The following is a 15,042-nucleotide window of genomic DNA, read 5'->3' as shown; positions in this document are numbered from 1 at the left end:
AACCTGTCGTAGCGGCCCGGCGCCGCGGCCGTGGTCGTGGCCAGGGGACTGGACGGTGCGGAGGGAAATGCCGGGCATCCTGCCGGAGCCGCGTCTGGACGGGCTGCGGCTGTTTCCCTGCCCGCGGACCGTCCTTGCGGTCGGACAGGCGGGTCCCGCAGATGGCCAGCCTCCTTCGCCGCGCAGCCAGGTCCCGCGGGCGGCTAGGCCGGATCCGGCACGGCCCGGGCGCTGCTGCCGGCATCGGCCTCCGACAGGACCGGATGCGCCGAGAGCGCCAGCCGCAGCCGCCCGCGCCCCGCGCGCAGGAGCCGGACCGGCGCGGCGCGCTCCTCCAGCCGCCGCATCAGCAGGATCAGCCGCGTGTCGAAATTCTCGGCATTTCCGGGCAGGCGCAGCGCCGGGTCGAGCCGGAGCTCGCGGGTGGTGAATTCGGTGCGCCCGCTGGCCGCGTGCTCCTGCAGCAGGCGCCAGAAGATCGCCCCGGCCACGCCCTTGATCAGGTAGTCATGGCCGATGAAGACGCTGTCGTCGCGGTCGAAATGGCGGATGGCGATGCAGGCGGGGCCGTCCTTCGCCGCGGGCTCGCCCGGCTCCTCGCCCGCCCGGTCGGCATCGAGCGCCACCATCAGCGCGCCGATCTGGTCGCCGATCAGTGCCAGCGCATCCTCGTCCTCGTGGCTGAAGCGCAGGATCTCGGGGCTCTCGACCAGCAGCACGCCGCAGAGACGGTCACCGAAGCGCAGGGGCACCGCCATCTGGCTGCCCGGCATGGCGAGGCCGGGAAAGGGGATGGTCCGCGCCCGGTCCCAGTCGAGCCCCAGGCTGCGCGCCGTGCCCGCCACCGCCGCGCCATAGCGGTACTCGGCGGTCATCATGGTGATCCGCACCGGCGCGAAGGACTGCGCCGCCGCCCCGGCCAGCCCCTCGCCATAGGCGATTTCCGAGCCGATGCCGGTCTCGGCATGGCCGAGCGACGCCAGCGTGAAGAGCCGCCTTTCCCCCGCATCCGCCGCCAGGAAGATCGCATGGGTGATGCCGAGCTCTTCGGCGATCCCGGCAAGCGCGGCATCGGCCAGCGCGCCGGGATCGGCGGCGCCGCGCAGCCGCTCCGCCACGCGGCGCGCTGCGGCGAGGCGGCTGGGCCCCGCGGGCGGCGACGGCAGCGCCGGGCCCGGGACCTGCTCCATCGCGCTCACCCGGCAGAGATCGGCCCCCTGCAGGCGGAACACCCCCGCCATGCCGGTATGGGAGGCGATCCCGGCGAGCCGCGCGCGCATCGCCTCGAAGACCGGGCCCTCGGTATCGGTCTCCAGGTAGTCGAGCGACAGCCGGTAGCGCTCGGCCGTGGCGCAGTCGATCACGGTGACCGCCGCGCGGCGGGTCTCCAGCAGGTTGCGGCGGGTCTTGTTGAAGAACTGGTAGCTGAGCGCGATCAGCCCCGGCCCGACATAGTGCACCTGCGAGATCAGCGAGACATTGACCTGGCCTTCCGCGTCGCAGGTGGCCAGCACCGCCGCGACCACGCCCTCCATCGACGGGCGGAGCCGTTCCAGATCGATCGCGGCGCTCATTCCAGCCGACTCCCCGCGCCGGGCCCCGGGGTCTGGACATAGACCCGCTCGGGCAGGAATTCGATGCAGGCGACGTCGTCATCGGCGAAGCAGGTCAGCGTCTCGGCGAAGTCGCGCGGGAAGCCGACGATCTCCAGCCAGTCGCGATGCGCCGCGACCTGGCGATGGAGGAGCGCGATCTCCTCCGCGCCCGTCGGGACGAGCCGGCCATGGGCGGCCTTGAGCTGGATCGAGCGGTGATCGACCCCGGTCAGGGTCGCGCCGACCGAGCCGCCCGCCCGCACCCGTGCAAGCAGTGCGGCATTGGCGGCGGCGGCCAGGTAGACGCGGATCAGCAGGGTGCCGGGCGCCGGGCAGAGCACGCGGCAGCCGATGCCCATGGCGCAGACCGGATAGTCCCCGCGCCCGCCCGCCGCCAGCGCGACGGTCTGCCCGGCCTCCAGGAAGGCGGCGATATCGGCGGTCAGCGGCGCGCCGCCGGGGCGCCCGGCCATGCGGAAGGCCGCGATCTCGTCATCGGCACGCGCGGGAGGAATGGCGTCGGTCATGGCAAATCAGGGGATCCGGCACGGGGCCCAACCCTCCCCGCAACTGCGAGGAGAGCGCGGAACCGCGCGCCTGTCAATCTGCGGGATCCGGACCGGAAACGGCGTCGCAGACCGCGGTCCGACCGGCAGGGGCACAGCGGCACGGCCTGCTTCGCCAGCGGCGCTGCCCCGCTCGGCGCGCACCGGCCACCCTCCGCAGGACAGCGACGCTTGCACCCGGGAGACGGGCAGAAGCGGCACGCTGTCTGTGCTCCCGTTCAGCCCCGGGCTCTGTCCCCGGGGCACGGAGCTTCCGGCGGTGTCCGGCGGGCACACTTGGCAGGGTACAGGAAAAGCCGGTTCCGCTAACAGGCTGGACCCGGGCCGGAAACGCGCCCCTGAGCCGGCCGGATCTCTGCTGCTTCGGGGAGCCGCATTGGCTGCATCGGGCTGGGCGCCGAAAATGCCGGTTCCGCCACGTAGGTCAGCAGCAGGTCCCGAAGGCGGCGGGACTTGTTCGATCCCGGGGGCGGTCCTTGCCGGAACTGGAACGATTTCCTCCGCGGCAAGGCGCTGACAGGCTGGCGAAAAGGGAACCCAGGGCCTCGCTGTGGAGGAATTTGTTCCGGATCTGGTCAGGTGGTTTCTTCAGAGATCGGCAAGTCCAGCCGCTTTCTGGACGATTGGTCCAGTCTTGCCCCAGCAGCTCGGCCAAACGGACTTTTCACCAGCCTGCCAAGTTCCATTTTCAGCAGCCTGCCAGATGCGGTTCCCTTGGTAGCGACGTCCCGGACGCCTCCTTTGATGGCCTCTCCGCACGTATTGGCAGCGTATTGGCGCCACCTGTCCGAACACGTGCCCCGACAGAGACCTGTCGGAGCGCCTTTGCCGTCGGGTGCGGTCAAGCGCGAGTGGCAGACCTGGCGCGCCGGGCCCTGCGCCCGGCCGCGCCGTCCTGCGGGGCCAGCGGATCGCTGCGGTGGGCCTAGGCGGCGTGAAACGGAGCGTGCCCTTCGCCAAGCAATAGGCACGGTTCCCGCCCGGCTGCAGCCATCGGCCGGATACCGCGGGCTCCAAGGGTTTGGCGCAAGCTGTCCAAAGCCGTACCGGCCCCCGCTACCCCGGCGGAGGGGCGAGCAATTCGGCGATGGCGGCCTCGATCCGGGCGGTCTCGGCGGCGTGGCGGCCCGGCGCCCCGGCGACATGGCCCAGATCCGAGCGCAGCGGGCGCAGCTCCGCTCCGGGCAGGGCCGCCGTCTCCAGCCGGTTCTCGGCCAGGGTGAAATAGCGGTCGGTATCGCAGGGCATGGCGATCACGCGGGCGCGGATGCCCGGAAGGTGCGGTGCCAGCGCGGCCGGGTCGGCCGCGGCCCAGGTCTCCAGCACCGCCGCCAGATCGAGCGCGTCCCAGGCCAGATGGTCCTCCTCCCACCACTGGAGCAGCGCCTCCGCAGAGGCGAAGCCCAGCCCCTGCCAGAGCCGGTCGCGCCAGAAGGCGTCCGAATAGGCCCAGCCGGCATAGACCCGGGCGAAGGCGCGCAGCGCAGCCTCGGGCCGCGCCAGGCCCTCGCGGAAAGCCGGATCGGCGCGCAGGACCGTCCTGAGCCCGTCGAGGAAGACCCCGTTCAGGGGCCAGCAGCCGGTGGCGCCGCAGACCGGCAGGATCGCGTCGACTTGATCGGGATGCAGCGCCGCCCAGTGCCAGGCCTGGATCGCGCCCATCGACCAGCCATAGACCAGCCGCAGCCGGGCGATGCCGAGATGGGAGAGAAGCCGCGCCTGGGCCGCCACGTTGTCGGCGATCGACACCCGCGGAAAGGCCAGCCGCGCCGCCGGGCCGGAGCGATGGCTGGGCGAGCTCGCATTGCCGTTGCCGAACATGTCGGCGGCGATGATGCAGAGCCGCTCCGGGTCGAGCGCGCGGCCCGGCCCGATCATCCCCGCGGGCGAGGCGGAGGTGCCGGTATAGTGGCTGGGGACCAGCACCGCGCCGCCGGACCCCGCGGGCCGCCCCCAGACGCGGTAGGTCAGCACCGCGCCGGGCAGGACGCCCCCGCCCGAAAGCGGGAGATCGCCCAGCTCCAGTCGCTCGAGCGGCGGCAGCATCAGAACATGTGGCTGTAGCGCGCGGTCTCCCAGGCGGAGACGGCGAGATGGTACTCGTTCCACTCGTCTGTCTTGTAGCGCACGAATTCCGCCTTCAGCTCCGCGCCCAGCACCTTCTCCGTCAGCGGATCGGCATCGAAGGCCGCGACCGCCTCCAGCAGGTTCTGCGGCAGGAAGTCGATGCCGCGCTCGGCGCGCTCGGCGTCGGTCAGCTCGTAGAGGTTGTCCTCGTTCGGGCTGCCCGGGTCGATCTTCTCGCGCACGCCCTCGAGCCCGGCGGCCAGCGCCATCGCCGCGGCGAGATAGGGGTTCACCGCGCCATCGGCATTGCGGCTCTCGCAGCGGCCGCCGCCCTGCGGGATGCGCACCGAGTTGGTGCGGTTGTTCGAGCCGTAGGAGTTGAAGACCGGCGCCCAGCTGAAGCCGGCCATCGCGCCCTGGCGCACGAGCCGCTTGTAGCTGTTGACCGTCGGCGCGAAGGTCGCGCAGAGCGCGCGGCCATGGCGCAGGATGCCGCCGATGAAATGGTAGCCCGTCTCGGTCAGGCCCAGCCCGCGCGGATCGTCGGCGGGATCGCAGGCGAAGACATTGGCGCCGGTCTCCAGATCGAAGAGCGACATGTTGAAATGCGCGCCATTGCCGGTCTTGTCGGCGAAGGGCTTGGGCATGGTGGTGGCGATCAGCCCCTCTTCCTCGGCATAGTGCTTGGCCATCATCCGGAAGAAGGTGAAGCGGTCCGCCATGGTCAGCGCGTCGGCGAAGCGGAAGTCGAATTCGAACTGGCCGTTCGCGTCCTCGTGGTCGAAGGAGTAGAGATCCCAGCCGAGGGCGTCGATGGTCCCGGCCATGCGGTCGAGCCAGCCGAAATTGTCCATGAAGCTGCGCAGGTCGTAGCAGGGCTTGACCAGCGTGTCGTTCTCGGTCGGCACCGAGAGCGTGCCGTCGGCCTCCTTCCTCAGCAGGAAGATCTCCGCCTCGATCCCGAGATTGAAGCCGAAGCCCATCGCCTCCGCCTCGGCCAGCACGGATTTCAGCACGTTGCGCGTCGACAGCGGATAGGGCGCGCCCTGGAAGTGGTTGTCGGCCGGCATCCAGGCGACCTTGGGCTCCCAGGGCAGCTGGATGATGTGGCCGAAATCCGGGACCGAGGTGATCTCGTCATCCGAAGGCGCCTGGCCCAGCCCGTCGAGCGCATAGCCGGTGTAGCGCTCGGAGCCGTGGGCCATGTGCTTCAGGTGGCCGACCGGCACGACCTTGCCCTTCTGGACGCCGTGGATGTCGACATAGGCGCCCATCAGGTAGCGGATGCCCTTGGCCTCCAGCGCGGCCTGCAGCTCGCTCAGCGCGTCGTCGGTAAGTTCTGCCATTGCGGCTCTCCTTCGCGTCCGGATCAGGCGGCGATGCGCAGGGTGACGCGGCGGCTCTGGTCGAACCAGGTCTCCAGCCCGGCGACCTTCAGCTCCAGCGAGCCCTCGACCACTTCGCCGATATACGAGATCGGCAGCGGCTCGTCGGAGGCCTCGTCGCCATAGACGACGCAGAACTGCTGGCGCGGCGAGTAGAAGCAGACGCCGCCCGCGGGGCTGCCGTATTTCGCCTTGCGCTCGGCCCCGACCTCTTCGGTCAGGTACTTGTTCTCCCATGGGGCGACGATCGGCATGGTGAAGAAGATCAGGTCGCCGAGCAGCTTGCCGTGCTGCAGCATGGAGGTCATCGGCAGCTTCTGGCGGAACTGCTCGCAGAGCTGGGGAACCTTGTCCTCCCAGACTTCGATCTTGCAGATGTCTTTGTCGTCGATGCTCAGGATCAGGTGCATGGGTCGTCCTCGGGCTCAGGCAGTGGCAGGTTTCTTGCGGGGGAAGGCGTTCCCGAGCCCCCAGGGCAGGATGTAGTCGACCCACATGTGCAGCCGGTTGGCATAGCCGAGCGCGGCCTGGGTCAGGCGGTTGAGGTCGTCGGTGGTCTCGCAGAGCTTCGAGGCGTCGACATAGAGCCGGGTCATCTCGGCCGCGGAGGGGATCGAGACGAAGTCGAAGAAGGACGCCTTGTAGCCGATGATCTGGTCGATCAGCGCCTGCAGGGTCTTCAGGTCGGCCTCGGTGTCCTCGCAGACCCGGATGATGCCCCAGAGCATCTCGTCGGCGAAGGTGCGCGCCTCGCCCTCGGCGAAGATGATCGTCGACAGGTACTGGCCGCGGGCGCCGGTGCCGCGCGGAACCTCGCCGCGGCCGAGCGCCTCGATGTCCTTCGGCGATTCGAACCAGATCTTCTCCCGCTCGGCTTCGAAACGGGCAATGGCCTCGTCCAGTGTCATGCAGCTTCTCCTTGTCGGTGAGGGGGCGCCTTGCCGGGCGCCGTTTCCGGCATTCATGAGATGATTTGAACTTCTATTCAAACCAAAACTTGAAAATCGCGGTCTCCTGGACGGCAACACGGCGCGCGGAGCACCGCTATATCTCTGAAATATCGTGGAGATTGCGAGGGTTCGGCGCAAAAGATCGAAAATTGGGCAAATCCCGCCGGAGCGGGCCGCGCCGGTCGGGCGGCAGAATCGGCTCATATCGTCATAAAATAATCGGTGAAACCCATAAGCTTGGCGAATATGCCACGAATTCGTCAAACTTCGCGCAATTTTCGCAAATTCGGCGCATCAAACCGCTCACGGATTGGGCAGATCGGGAATGCGCGCAGTTTCCGTCGGGGCCTCCTCGCGGAAGCCTTGCCCGGCAAAACCGCTCGCCGCCATGACTTGAACCACAATTCAAAAAAAGACCGCACACGCCCCGGCGTGGCACCCCGTCCAGCATGGAGAAGACTGACATGAATTCCCTCAGACTGACCAAGGCAGCCACTTTCGCGGGCCTCGGCCTGACCCTTGCCGCCGCCCTGCCCGCCCTGGCCCAGGACATCCCCGCCCAGGAGGCGGTGCCCGAGCTGCACGAGATGCTGCCCGCCTCCGTCAAGGAGAAGGGCAAGATCGACCTGGCGACCGACGCCAACTATCCGCCCTGCCAGTCCTTCGACGAGGACGGGACCACCATGGTCGGCTTCGAGGTCGACCTGTGGAACGCCATGGCGCAGGTGCTGGGCACCGACATCGCGCCGGTCTCGATCGATTTCGGCGGGCTGATCCCCGGGGTCGAGGGCGGCCGCTACGACATGGCCATGGAATGCATCACCGACCGCGTCGAGCGCGAGGAGGTGGTCACCTTCGTCAATACCAGCCTCGACTACGGCAATGCCTTCTACTTCCTCGCCGACAACGAGGCGATCACCGAGGGCGATCCGGCCTCGCTCTGCGGGCTGACCTCGGCCGGGCAGACCGGCACCGATTTCGTCTCCAAGCTGGAGCAGCTCTCGGCCTGGTGCGAGGAGCAGGACCTGGAGCCGCTGGAGATCGGCCAGTACCCGCAGCAATCCGCCGTGCTGCTGGCGCTGTTCGCGGGGCGCATCGATTTCACGCTGAGCGCGGCCAGCGCGGTCGAGGAAATCCGCGCGAACAACCCCGTGGAAGTGGCGACCATCGCCAACCCGCTGGAGAAGCAGAACTATCTCGGCGCGATCGTGGCGCATGAAAATACCGAGCTGGCCGAGGCGCTGCTCGCTTCGCTGAAGGTGCTGGACGAGAACGGCACCTATGACGCGATCTTCGAGAAATGGGACATCCCGCATGCCGCGCTCGACGAGTTCGGAATCAACATGACGACCACCAATCCGCGCGACTGACCCCTTCCGCCCGCCCCTGCCCGGGGCGGGCCGCTTTTCCTGGACCGAGACCCGCAATGACGAGCCAGACCGCCTTTGTCCGCCATGCGCTGCTGCCCGAGAAGGCGCCGCCCAAGCCCGAGGGCAAGCGGCACCTGCCCCGCCGCCAGCTGCTGGCCTGGATCGCCTTCGCGTTCCTGGCGCTGGCCGTGCTGCAGGATGTCGCCACCAACGAGCGGTTCCAGTGGGACGTCTTCGGCCGCTACCTCTTCGACCCGGTGGTGCTGCGCGGCTTCGCCACCACGCTGTGGCTGACGGTGGTGACGATGGCAATCGGCGTGGTGCTGGGCATCGCGCTGGCGATCATGCGGGTCTCGCCGCTGCTGCCGCTGCGCGCCTTCTCGGCGGGCTATCTGTGGATCTTCCGCGGCACGCCGGTGCTGGTGCAGCTGATCCTGTGGTACAACCTCGCCGCGCTCTATCCGCGCTACGGGATCGGCATCCCCTTCACCGGCATCACCTTCTTCGAGGGCTCCTTCAACGACCTGATCACCCCCTACACGGCGGCGATCCTCGGGCTGGGGCTGAACGAGGGCGCCTACATGGCCGAGATCGTCCGCGCAGGGCTCGAAAGCGTCGGCCGCGGCCAGCGCGAGGCCGCCGCGGCGATGGGGCTCGGCCCGGGCAAGACCATGCGGCTGATCATCCTGCCCCAGGCGATGCGCTTCATCGTGCCGCCGACCGGCAACCAGACGATCGGCATGCTGAAGAACACCTCGATCGTCTCGATCGTCGCGCTCTGGGACCTGCTCTATTCGGTGCAGACGATCTATTCGCGCACCTTCCAGACCATCCCGCTGCTGCTCGTCGCCTGCGCCTGGTACCTGGTCGCGACCAGCGTGCTCTCCGCGCTCCAGGCCCGGATCGAGCGCCACTACAACCGCGGCCACAGCCCGCGCGGCACCTGATGGCCGCCCCCCGGATGCCCCGGACCGGAAACCCGCCGCCTGCCAGGGCCGCCCGCGCCGCAACGGCGCCGCGCCCAGCCGCGGCCCCCGGCCCGGACCTATCGTGAAACGAGGACCCCAGATGACCGATCACGCCTCCATCGGCAGCATGGCCGCCCCGGCGCTGCCCGAGATCCTGCGCGCCATCCATGCCGGACGCGGACAGACCCTGGCAGACAGCGAGACCCTGCCGCCTGCCGCCTACACCTCGGAAGAGTTCTTCCAGCTCGAATGCGAGCGCATCTTCCGCCCCGGCTGGCTGGCCGTCGCCCATGTCGCGCAGGTGCCGGAAGTCGGCGACTATGTCTCGATCGAGGTGATGGGCGAGCCGCTGGTCGTCGTCCGCGGCAAGGACCGGATCCGCGTCCTGTCGCGCGTCTGCCTGCACCGCTGGGCGCCAGTCGTCGAGGGCGCGGGCAATGCCAAGATGTTCTCCTGCCCGTTCCACCGCTGGGGCTACGACCTGGAGGGCAACCTGCGCGCCGCCCCCTTCATGGAGCAGGCGCGGAATTTCGACCCGAAGAAGATGAAGCTGCCCGAGGTCCGCTCCGAGATCGTGCTGGGCACCATCTACATCAATTTCTCGGGCGATGCCGAGCCCCTGGCGCCGAAGATGGCCGGGATGATCGAGGAATGGTCGAACATCCCCGTCGACGAGCTGGTCGTCGGCTACGAGACCCAGTTCCACTGCCCGTTCAACTGGAAGATCGCGGTGGAGACCTTCATGGAGTGCTACCACCATATCGGCGCCCATGCGAAGACGCTGGAGCCGCACAATCCCGGCCGGCTGAGCTGGGGCGAGGACATGGCCGATCCCGACCAGGCCTTCGTCACGCTGCGCCATCCGCTGCGCCCCGACCTGCCGACCGAGACCAACCTGCAATCCGGCCTGCCGCCCTTCGACGGCTGGTCCGAAGAGCAGATCCGCACCGGCAACCTCTACCATGTCTTCCCGATGAACCTGATCGGCACCTCGGTCGACGCGGTGCGCTGGACCTCGATCCTGCCGCGCGGCGCCAATGACACCTGGTGGGTGCGGCTGCATCTCGTGCGCCGCGAGGCCGCAGAACTGCCGGAGTTCCAGGACATGATGGCCAGGGCCAAGGAGAACGGCGCGGTGATCGCGGGCGAGGATGTGGGCGTCAACACGCTCCAGCAGATCGGCGCGGCCTCGCGCCTGGCGCAGCCCGGGCGGCTGAGCCATCTGGAGAAGCCGGTCTGGCAGCTGGCAGACTACATCCGCGACCATATCGGGGAGGCGGTCTGATGGACTACGCAAAGCTCGGCCGCACCGGCCTCGAAGTCTCGCGCATCTGCCTCGGCTGCATGAGCTACACCGTCACCGGGCCGGACCAGAAGCACGGCTGGCTCTTCGACGAGGCGGCGAGCCGGCCCTTCTACCGCAAGGCGCTGGATCTCGGGATCAATTTCTTCGACACGGCCAACGGCTATTCCGCGGGCCAGAGCGAGGAGGTTCTCGGCCGCCAGGTGATCGCGCAGGTGCCGCGCGACGAGGTGGTGATCCTGTCCAAGGTCTTCAACCGCATGCGGCCCGGCCCGAACGGCGCGGGGCTGTCGCGCAAGGCGATCATGGACCAGATCGACGGGACGCTGCGCAGGCTCGGCACCGACCATGTCGACATCTACATGATCCACCGCTGGGATTACGGCACGCCGGTCGAGGAGACGCTGGAGGCGCTGCATGACGTGGTGAAGGCCGGCAAGGCGCGCTATCTCGGGGCGTCCTCGATGTTCGCCTGGCAGCTCGCCAAGGCAGTGGAGATGCAGAAGGCCAATGGCTGGGCGCGTTTCGTCGCCATGCAGAACCACCTGAACCTGCTCTACCGCGAGGAAGAGCGCGAGATGCTGCCCGCCTGCCGCGATGCCGGGATCGGCGTCCTGCCCTGGAGCCCGCTGGCGCGCGGCCGCCTCGCCCGGCCCTGGGGCGAGGGCTCGGCCCGCTCGGCGCAGGACGGCTACACGCCCGCGCTCTATGCTGCCGAGGTAGCGGAGGAACCGGTGATCGTCGGCCGCGTGGTCGATCTGGCCGCGCGGCGGGGCGTCAAGCCCGCCCAGATCGCCATGGCCTGGCTCTGGCAGAAGGACCCGGTCGTCGCGCCGGTGATGGGCGCGACCAGGCCCGAGCAGCTCGACGACGCCGCCGCGGCGCTGGATCTGGCGCTTTCGGCCGAGGAGATCGCCTGGCTCGAGGAACCCTACCGCCCGCGCCCGGTGATCGGCTTCTCGTGACGTCTGCGCGGGTGATCGTGCTCGGCTCCGGCGGGGCCGGGCTGGCGGCGGCGCTGCGCGCCCGGGCCGCCGGGCTCTGCGTCACCGTGCTGGAGGCGCGCCCGGTCATCGGCGGCACCACCGCGATGTCGGGCGCGGGGATCTGGGTGCCGGGCAACCACCTGGCCGCCGCAGCCGGGATCGCCGACAGCCCGGAGGATGCCGCGGCCTATCTTGCCGCCGCCGCCCCGCCCGGCTGGGCGGAGACCGAGGCGCCGCGCTGGCGCGCCATGGCGGAGGCGGCGCCGCGGATGCTGCGCTTCCTCGGGGAGGCGACCGCGCTGCGCTTCGCGCTGTCCGATGACAGCGATCCCTATCCGGAGCTGCCGGGCGGCAAGGGGCGCGGCCGGATGGTCTCGACCCTGCCGCTGCCGAAGCTCCGCGCGCCGGGGCTGCAGCCGCCGCATGTGCCGCATGTCTTCACCTACCAGGAGACCCGCGCGCTCGACCCCTGGCACCGCCCCGCCGGCGCCGTCGCCGCCCGCCTGCCGCAGCTCGCCTGGCGCGTTGCCACGGGACGGCGCGCGCAGGGCACGGCGCTGGTCTCCGGCCTCGCCGCTGCCTTCCTCGCGCAGGGCGGCGAGATCCGCACCGGCTGCCGCGCGCGGGATCTGGTCCTCGGCGCCGACGGCATCGAGGGCGTCACCGCCGAGACGCCCGGCGGCACCGTCACCCTGCCCGCCCGCCATGTCGTCATCGCCACCGGCGGGTTCGAGCGCGACGCGCCCCGCCGCGCCGCGCACTTCGCCGGACCGCTCGACCTGATCGCCTCCGCCCCGGGCAATCTGGGCGACGGCCAGCGCATGGCCGAGGCCGCGGGCGCGGCGATGGCGCGGATGGACCAGGCCAATATCGCCCCCGCCCTGCCCGCGCGGCTCGGCGGCCAGCCGCTGCCGGTCGGCACCTTCCACCACCGCGAGCCCGGCGCCTTCCTCGTCGACCGCCATGGCCGCCGCTTCGTCAACGAGTACATCTTCAACCTCGGCGAGGTGCTGGCGGAGCGCGGCGCGGACGGCACCGCCCGGCACCTGCCCGCCTGGCTGATCCTGGACCAGCGGACGCTGGCGCAGAGCCCGGTCTTCCGCTGGTTCCTGACCCGCCATGGGCGCGGCTTCCGCCGGAGCGCCGAGAGCCTCGGGGCGCTCGCTGCGCAGATCGGCCTCGACCCCCGCACACTGGCGGCCACCGCGGAGGGCTTCAACGCCGCCGCGCGGGCGGGCGCGGATCCGGAATTCGGCCGCCATCTCGATCCCTTCACCGGCCGGGCAGACGGTGTCCGCCGCCTCGCCCCGGTGGCGCACGGGCCCTTTCACGCCCTGCCCTTCAACCTGACCTTCCTCGGCACCAAGGGCGGGCCCATGACCGATGCCGGCGGGCGGGTGCTCTGCCCCGATGGCCGGCCGTTGCGCGGGCTCTTTGCCGCCGGGCTCGCCATGGCCAATCCGGTCGGCACCCGCGCCGCCGGGTCCGGCACCACGCTCGGGCCGAACCTGGCCTGGGGCTTCCTCTGCGGCGAGAGCATCGCCGCCCATGAGACGGAGACAGAAAGATGACCGATCCGACACGGCCGCTCGCGGGCAAGGTCGCGCTGCTCAGCGGCGCGACGAGCCCGATCGGCGCCGCCATCGCCCGCAGGCTTGCCGGGGCCGGGGCCCGCCTGGCGCTCGGCTACGGACGCGACGCGGCAGGCGCCGCCGCGCTGGCCGACGAGCTGGGCGGCGCGCTGCCGGTGCAGATGGATCTGGCCGACCGGCCCAGCATGGCCGCCGCCGTGGCCGCCGCGATCGCGGAATTCGGACGGCTCGATCTGGCGGTCAACAATGCCGGGGTCTCGGCGCCGGGGCACCTGCTCGACCTCTCGACCGAGGACTGGGACCGGGTCTTCGCCATCCAGACCCGCGGCTTCTTCCATTTCGCCACCGAGGCGGCGCGGCAGATGAAGGACCAGGGCGGCGGCGCCATCGTCGCCATCGCCGGCGCCTCGGCGCTGCGCTGCTATCCCGGCAACGGCGCCTACGGCCCGTCGAAATCCGCCGTGCTGGCGGCGGGGCGGCAGATGGCGGTGGAATGGGCGCCCTTCGGCATCCGCGTCAACGCCGTCTGCCCCGGCCCGGTGCGCGATCCCGAAAGCGGCTGGCGCGAGAGGGAACCGGCGCTTGCCGAAGAGGTCGACCGGCTGCCCCTGCCGCGCGCCGCAGCGCCCCGGGAGGTCGCGGATGCGGTGCTCTATCTTGCCACAGCGGAATATGTTACCGGGCAGGATCTCGTCGTGGATGGCGGCGGAACCACCACCTGGTACATTCAGGGCTGACCTGCGGCCCGCAAGGAGGACAGCGAATGGCCCGCAAGAAGGCGCTGGCGACCGAAACCGCGCAGTTCGATCACGGCTACCATCCCGAGCCGGGCTCGCCGCCCGACCTGATGTGCCGCGCGGCCCTCGACCTTTTTGCCGAGCATTCCTATTCCTCGGTGCGGATCAAGGACATCGCCGAGGCCTCGGGCTTCAACCCCTCGCATTTCTACTACTATTTCGACAACAAGGAGGATCTCTTCATGAAGACGATCGCCCGCGTTGTCGCCGAGGCCTTCTCGCATTTCGACGGCAACCTGAAGCGCGCGGGCGCGCCGGAGGAGGTGATCTCCAGCTGGATCGAGCTGCATATCCGCCAGTTCGTCGCCCTGCAGAAGGTCGCGCGGATCAGCCTCGACTATGCCGCCACGGGCAAGCGCACGCCGGTCGCCGACCGGGCGATCCGCGCCTTCTACGAGCACGAGGCCGAGATCCTGAAGGACGCGATCCAGCGCGGCATCGCCGAGGGCGTCTTTGCCGATGCCAACCCCGCCGATACCGCCACGCTGATCTCGACCTTCCTCGACGGGGCGCTGTTCCGCAACGTGATGTTCCCCAATTTCAACTATGCCCGCGCCATGCAGGGGATGCGCAAGATGGTGCTGCACTGGCTGAAGACCGGCGGCCGCCCGGCCTGAGACGGCGCTAGAGGCGGGTCTCGCGGCGCCAGTCGCGCGGGCTCTGGCCCAGATGGCGGCGGAACATCGTGGCGAAGGCGGCCGGGCTGTCATAGCCCAGATCCAGCGCGATCGACGTCACCGGCATGCCCGCCACCAGCCGCGGCAGCGCGCAGAGCACGCAGGCCTGCTGCCGCCAGCCCTCGGGCGAAAGCCCGGTCTCGGCCCGGAAGCGCCGCGTCAGGCTGCGCCGGCTCATCGCCGCCCTGGCCGCCCAGTCCTTGAGCGACAGCCGCGCCGAGGGCGCCTCGAGAAACGCCCGGCAGAGCCTGAGCAGCCGCGGATCCTGCGGCAGGGGCAGCGCCAGCGGCTGCTCCTCCAGCCGCGAGATTTCGGCGATCAGCAGCCCGGCCAGCATCTCGGCCCGGGGATCGGGCGCCTCGGCCTCGGCGATCCGGCCCAGCTCGACGATCAGCGCCCGCGCCAGGTCGTTCATCGCCAGCACCCTCGGCCGGTCCGCCGCCTGGCCCGCCGCGCCCGGCCGCAGATAGGCCGAGCGCATCTGCACCGGCCCGGCCATCTCCACCGCATGAACGCAGCCCGCCGGGATCCAGAGCGCGCAATCGGGCGGCACCACCCAGCTGCCCTGCGCCGTGCGGACATGGACCACGCCCGAGAGCGCATGCAGGAGCTGGTCGCGCGGATGGCTGTGCGGCGCGACGCTGGTCGCCGCCGGATAGTCCGAGGCCAGCGCCACCAGCGGCGCCGCGGTCGCCTCGACCCGCGCGATCCGGTTGAACAGCAGCGACTGCGCCTGGACCTCCATCCTGCCTCCTCCCGCAGGCGCGATCCGGATTCTGGCCCGAT

14 protein-coding genes are annotated in these 15,042 nt (G+C 70.2%); 7 read left to right on the top strand and 7 right to left on the bottom strand.

What is annotated here, in order from left to right:
* Nucleotides 1–203 precede the first annotated feature (203 nt).
* The 6 genes from FGX59_RS08675 to FGX59_RS08645 form a co-directional block, all read right to left on the bottom strand.
* Nucleotides 204–1,574, bottom strand: coding sequence for a GAF domain-containing protein (locus FGX59_RS08675; protein ID WP_138466136.1), 1,371 nt, complete (start codon nt 1,572–1,574; stop codon nt 204–206).
* The gene (locus FGX59_RS08670) at nt 1,571–2,122 is read right to left on the bottom strand and encodes a hypothetical protein (RefSeq protein WP_138466135.1); all 552 of its coding nucleotides are present in this window, start codon (nt 2,120–2,122) and stop codon (nt 1,571–1,573) included. Before FGX59_RS08670 ends, FGX59_RS08675 begins: the two co-directional genes overlap by 4 nt.
* Before the next feature lie 1,095 nt (nt 2,123–3,217).
* The gene (locus FGX59_RS08660; RefSeq protein WP_138466133.1) at nt 3,218–4,207 is read right to left on the bottom strand and encodes an alpha/beta fold hydrolase; all 990 of its coding nucleotides are present in this window, start codon (nt 4,205–4,207) and stop codon (nt 3,218–3,220) included.
* Entirely contained in the window at nt 4,207–5,574 is a 1,368-nt protein-coding gene (glnT, locus tag FGX59_RS08655) for a type III glutamate--ammonia ligase (protein ID WP_138466132.1), read from the bottom strand. Before glnT ends, FGX59_RS08660 begins: the two co-directional genes overlap by 1 nt.
* A gap of 23 nt (nt 5,575–5,597) precedes the next feature.
* Entirely contained in the window at nt 5,598–6,023 is a 426-nt protein-coding gene (locus FGX59_RS08650) for a DUF3830 family protein (protein ID WP_138466131.1), read from the bottom strand.
* A 15-nt stretch (nt 6,024–6,038) separates the two neighbouring features.
* On the bottom strand, nt 6,039–6,521 hold the full coding sequence (locus FGX59_RS08645) for a hypothetical protein (RefSeq protein ID WP_138466130.1): 483 nt from the start codon (nt 6,519–6,521) through the stop codon (nt 6,039–6,041).
* 506 nt (nt 6,522–7,027) lie between these two features.
* Here FGX59_RS08645 and FGX59_RS08640 point away from each other — a divergent pair.
* The 7 genes from FGX59_RS08640 to FGX59_RS08610 all read left to right on the top strand — a co-directional run bounded on the left by FGX59_RS08640 (nt 7,028) and on the right by FGX59_RS08610 (nt 14,196).
* Nucleotides 7,028–7,933, top strand: coding sequence for an ABC transporter substrate-binding protein (locus FGX59_RS08640; RefSeq protein WP_171060573.1), 906 nt, complete (start codon nt 7,028–7,030; stop codon nt 7,931–7,933).
* A gap of 56 nt (nt 7,934–7,989) precedes the next feature.
* On the top strand, nt 7,990–8,880 hold the full coding sequence (locus FGX59_RS08635) for an amino acid ABC transporter permease (protein WP_138466128.1): 891 nt from the start codon (nt 7,990–7,992) through the stop codon (nt 8,878–8,880).
* Nucleotides 8,881–9,001: 121 nt separating this feature from the next.
* Complete coding sequence (locus FGX59_RS08630; protein ID WP_138466127.1) at nt 9,002–10,186, top strand: aromatic ring-hydroxylating dioxygenase subunit alpha; 1,185 nt, start codon at nt 9,002–9,004, stop codon at nt 10,184–10,186.
* A complete protein-coding gene (locus FGX59_RS08625; RefSeq protein ID WP_138466126.1) occupies nt 10,186–11,169 on the top strand; it encodes an aldo/keto reductase in 984 nt (327 codons plus the stop codon). The genes FGX59_RS08630 and FGX59_RS08625 overlap by 1 nt, the downstream gene beginning before the upstream one ends.
* Complete coding sequence (locus FGX59_RS08620; protein ID WP_138466125.1) at nt 11,166–12,761, top strand: FAD-dependent oxidoreductase; 1,596 nt, start codon at nt 11,166–11,168, stop codon at nt 12,759–12,761. The genes FGX59_RS08625 and FGX59_RS08620 overlap by 4 nt, the downstream gene beginning before the upstream one ends.
* Nucleotides 12,758–13,519, top strand: coding sequence for an SDR family NAD(P)-dependent oxidoreductase (locus FGX59_RS08615; protein WP_138466124.1), 762 nt, complete (start codon nt 12,758–12,760; stop codon nt 13,517–13,519). Before FGX59_RS08620 ends, FGX59_RS08615 begins: the two co-directional genes overlap by 4 nt.
* Before the next feature lie 26 nt (nt 13,520–13,545).
* The gene (locus tag FGX59_RS08610; RefSeq protein WP_138466123.1) at nt 13,546–14,196 is read left to right on the top strand and encodes a TetR/AcrR family transcriptional regulator; all 651 of its coding nucleotides are present in this window, start codon (nt 13,546–13,548) and stop codon (nt 14,194–14,196) included.
* Between the two features lie 7 nt (nt 14,197–14,203).
* Here FGX59_RS08610 and FGX59_RS08605 read toward each other — a convergent pair whose 3' ends face one another.
* Complete coding sequence (locus FGX59_RS08605) at nt 14,204–15,001, bottom strand: helix-turn-helix domain-containing protein (RefSeq protein ID WP_138466122.1); 798 nt, start codon at nt 14,999–15,001, stop codon at nt 14,204–14,206.
* Nucleotides 15,002–15,042 lie beyond the last annotated feature (41 nt).

It is taken from the genome of Poseidonocella sp. HB161398 (genome assembly GCF_005870025.1).
In the GTDB taxonomy this organism is placed as follows: domain Bacteria; phylum Pseudomonadota; class Alphaproteobacteria; order Rhodobacterales; family Rhodobacteraceae; genus Mangrovicoccus.
This window is presented reverse-complemented; position numbering and strand designations above follow the sequence as displayed.

Bases quoted from the DNA above. Each gene is read 5' to 3' on its own strand.
- FGX59_RS08615 (WP_138466124.1), top strand. From the start codon at position 12,758: ATGACCGATCCGACACGGCCGCTCGCGGGCAAGGTCGCGCTGCTCAGC.
- FGX59_RS08640 (WP_171060573.1), top strand. From the start codon at position 7,028: ATGAATTCCCTCAGACTGACCAAGGCAGCCACTTTCGCGGGCCTCGGC.
- FGX59_RS08625 (WP_138466126.1), top strand. From the start codon at position 10,186: ATGGACTACGCAAAGCTCGGCCGCACCGGCCTCGAAGTCTCGCGCATC.
- FGX59_RS08675 (WP_138466136.1), bottom strand. From the start codon at position 1,574: ATGAGCGCCGCGATCGATCTGGAACGGCTCCGCCCGTCGATGGAGGGC.
- FGX59_RS08605 (WP_138466122.1), bottom strand. From the start codon at position 15,001: ATGGAGGTCCAGGCGCAGTCGCTGCTGTTCAACCGGATCGCGCGGGTC.
- FGX59_RS08635 (WP_138466128.1), top strand. From the start codon at position 7,990: ATGACGAGCCAGACCGCCTTTGTCCGCCATGCGCTGCTGCCCGAGAAG.
- FGX59_RS08630 (WP_138466127.1), top strand. From the start codon at position 9,002: ATGACCGATCACGCCTCCATCGGCAGCATGGCCGCCCCGGCGCTGCCC.
- FGX59_RS08645 (WP_138466130.1), bottom strand. From the start codon at position 6,521: ATGACACTGGACGAGGCCATTGCCCGTTTCGAAGCCGAGCGGGAGAAG.
- FGX59_RS08670 (WP_138466135.1), bottom strand. From the start codon at position 2,122: ATGACCGACGCCATTCCTCCCGCGCGTGCCGATGACGAGATCGCGGCC.
- FGX59_RS08650 (WP_138466131.1), bottom strand. From the start codon at position 6,023: ATGCACCTGATCCTGAGCATCGACGACAAAGACATCTGCAAGATCGAA.
- FGX59_RS08610 (WP_138466123.1), top strand. From the start codon at position 13,546: ATGGCCCGCAAGAAGGCGCTGGCGACCGAAACCGCGCAGTTCGATCAC.
- glnT (WP_138466132.1), bottom strand. From the start codon at position 5,574: ATGGCAGAACTTACCGACGACGCGCTGAGCGAGCTGCAGGCCGCGCTG.
- FGX59_RS08660 (WP_138466133.1), bottom strand. From the start codon at position 4,207: ATGCTGCCGCCGCTCGAGCGACTGGAGCTGGGCGATCTCCCGCTTTCG.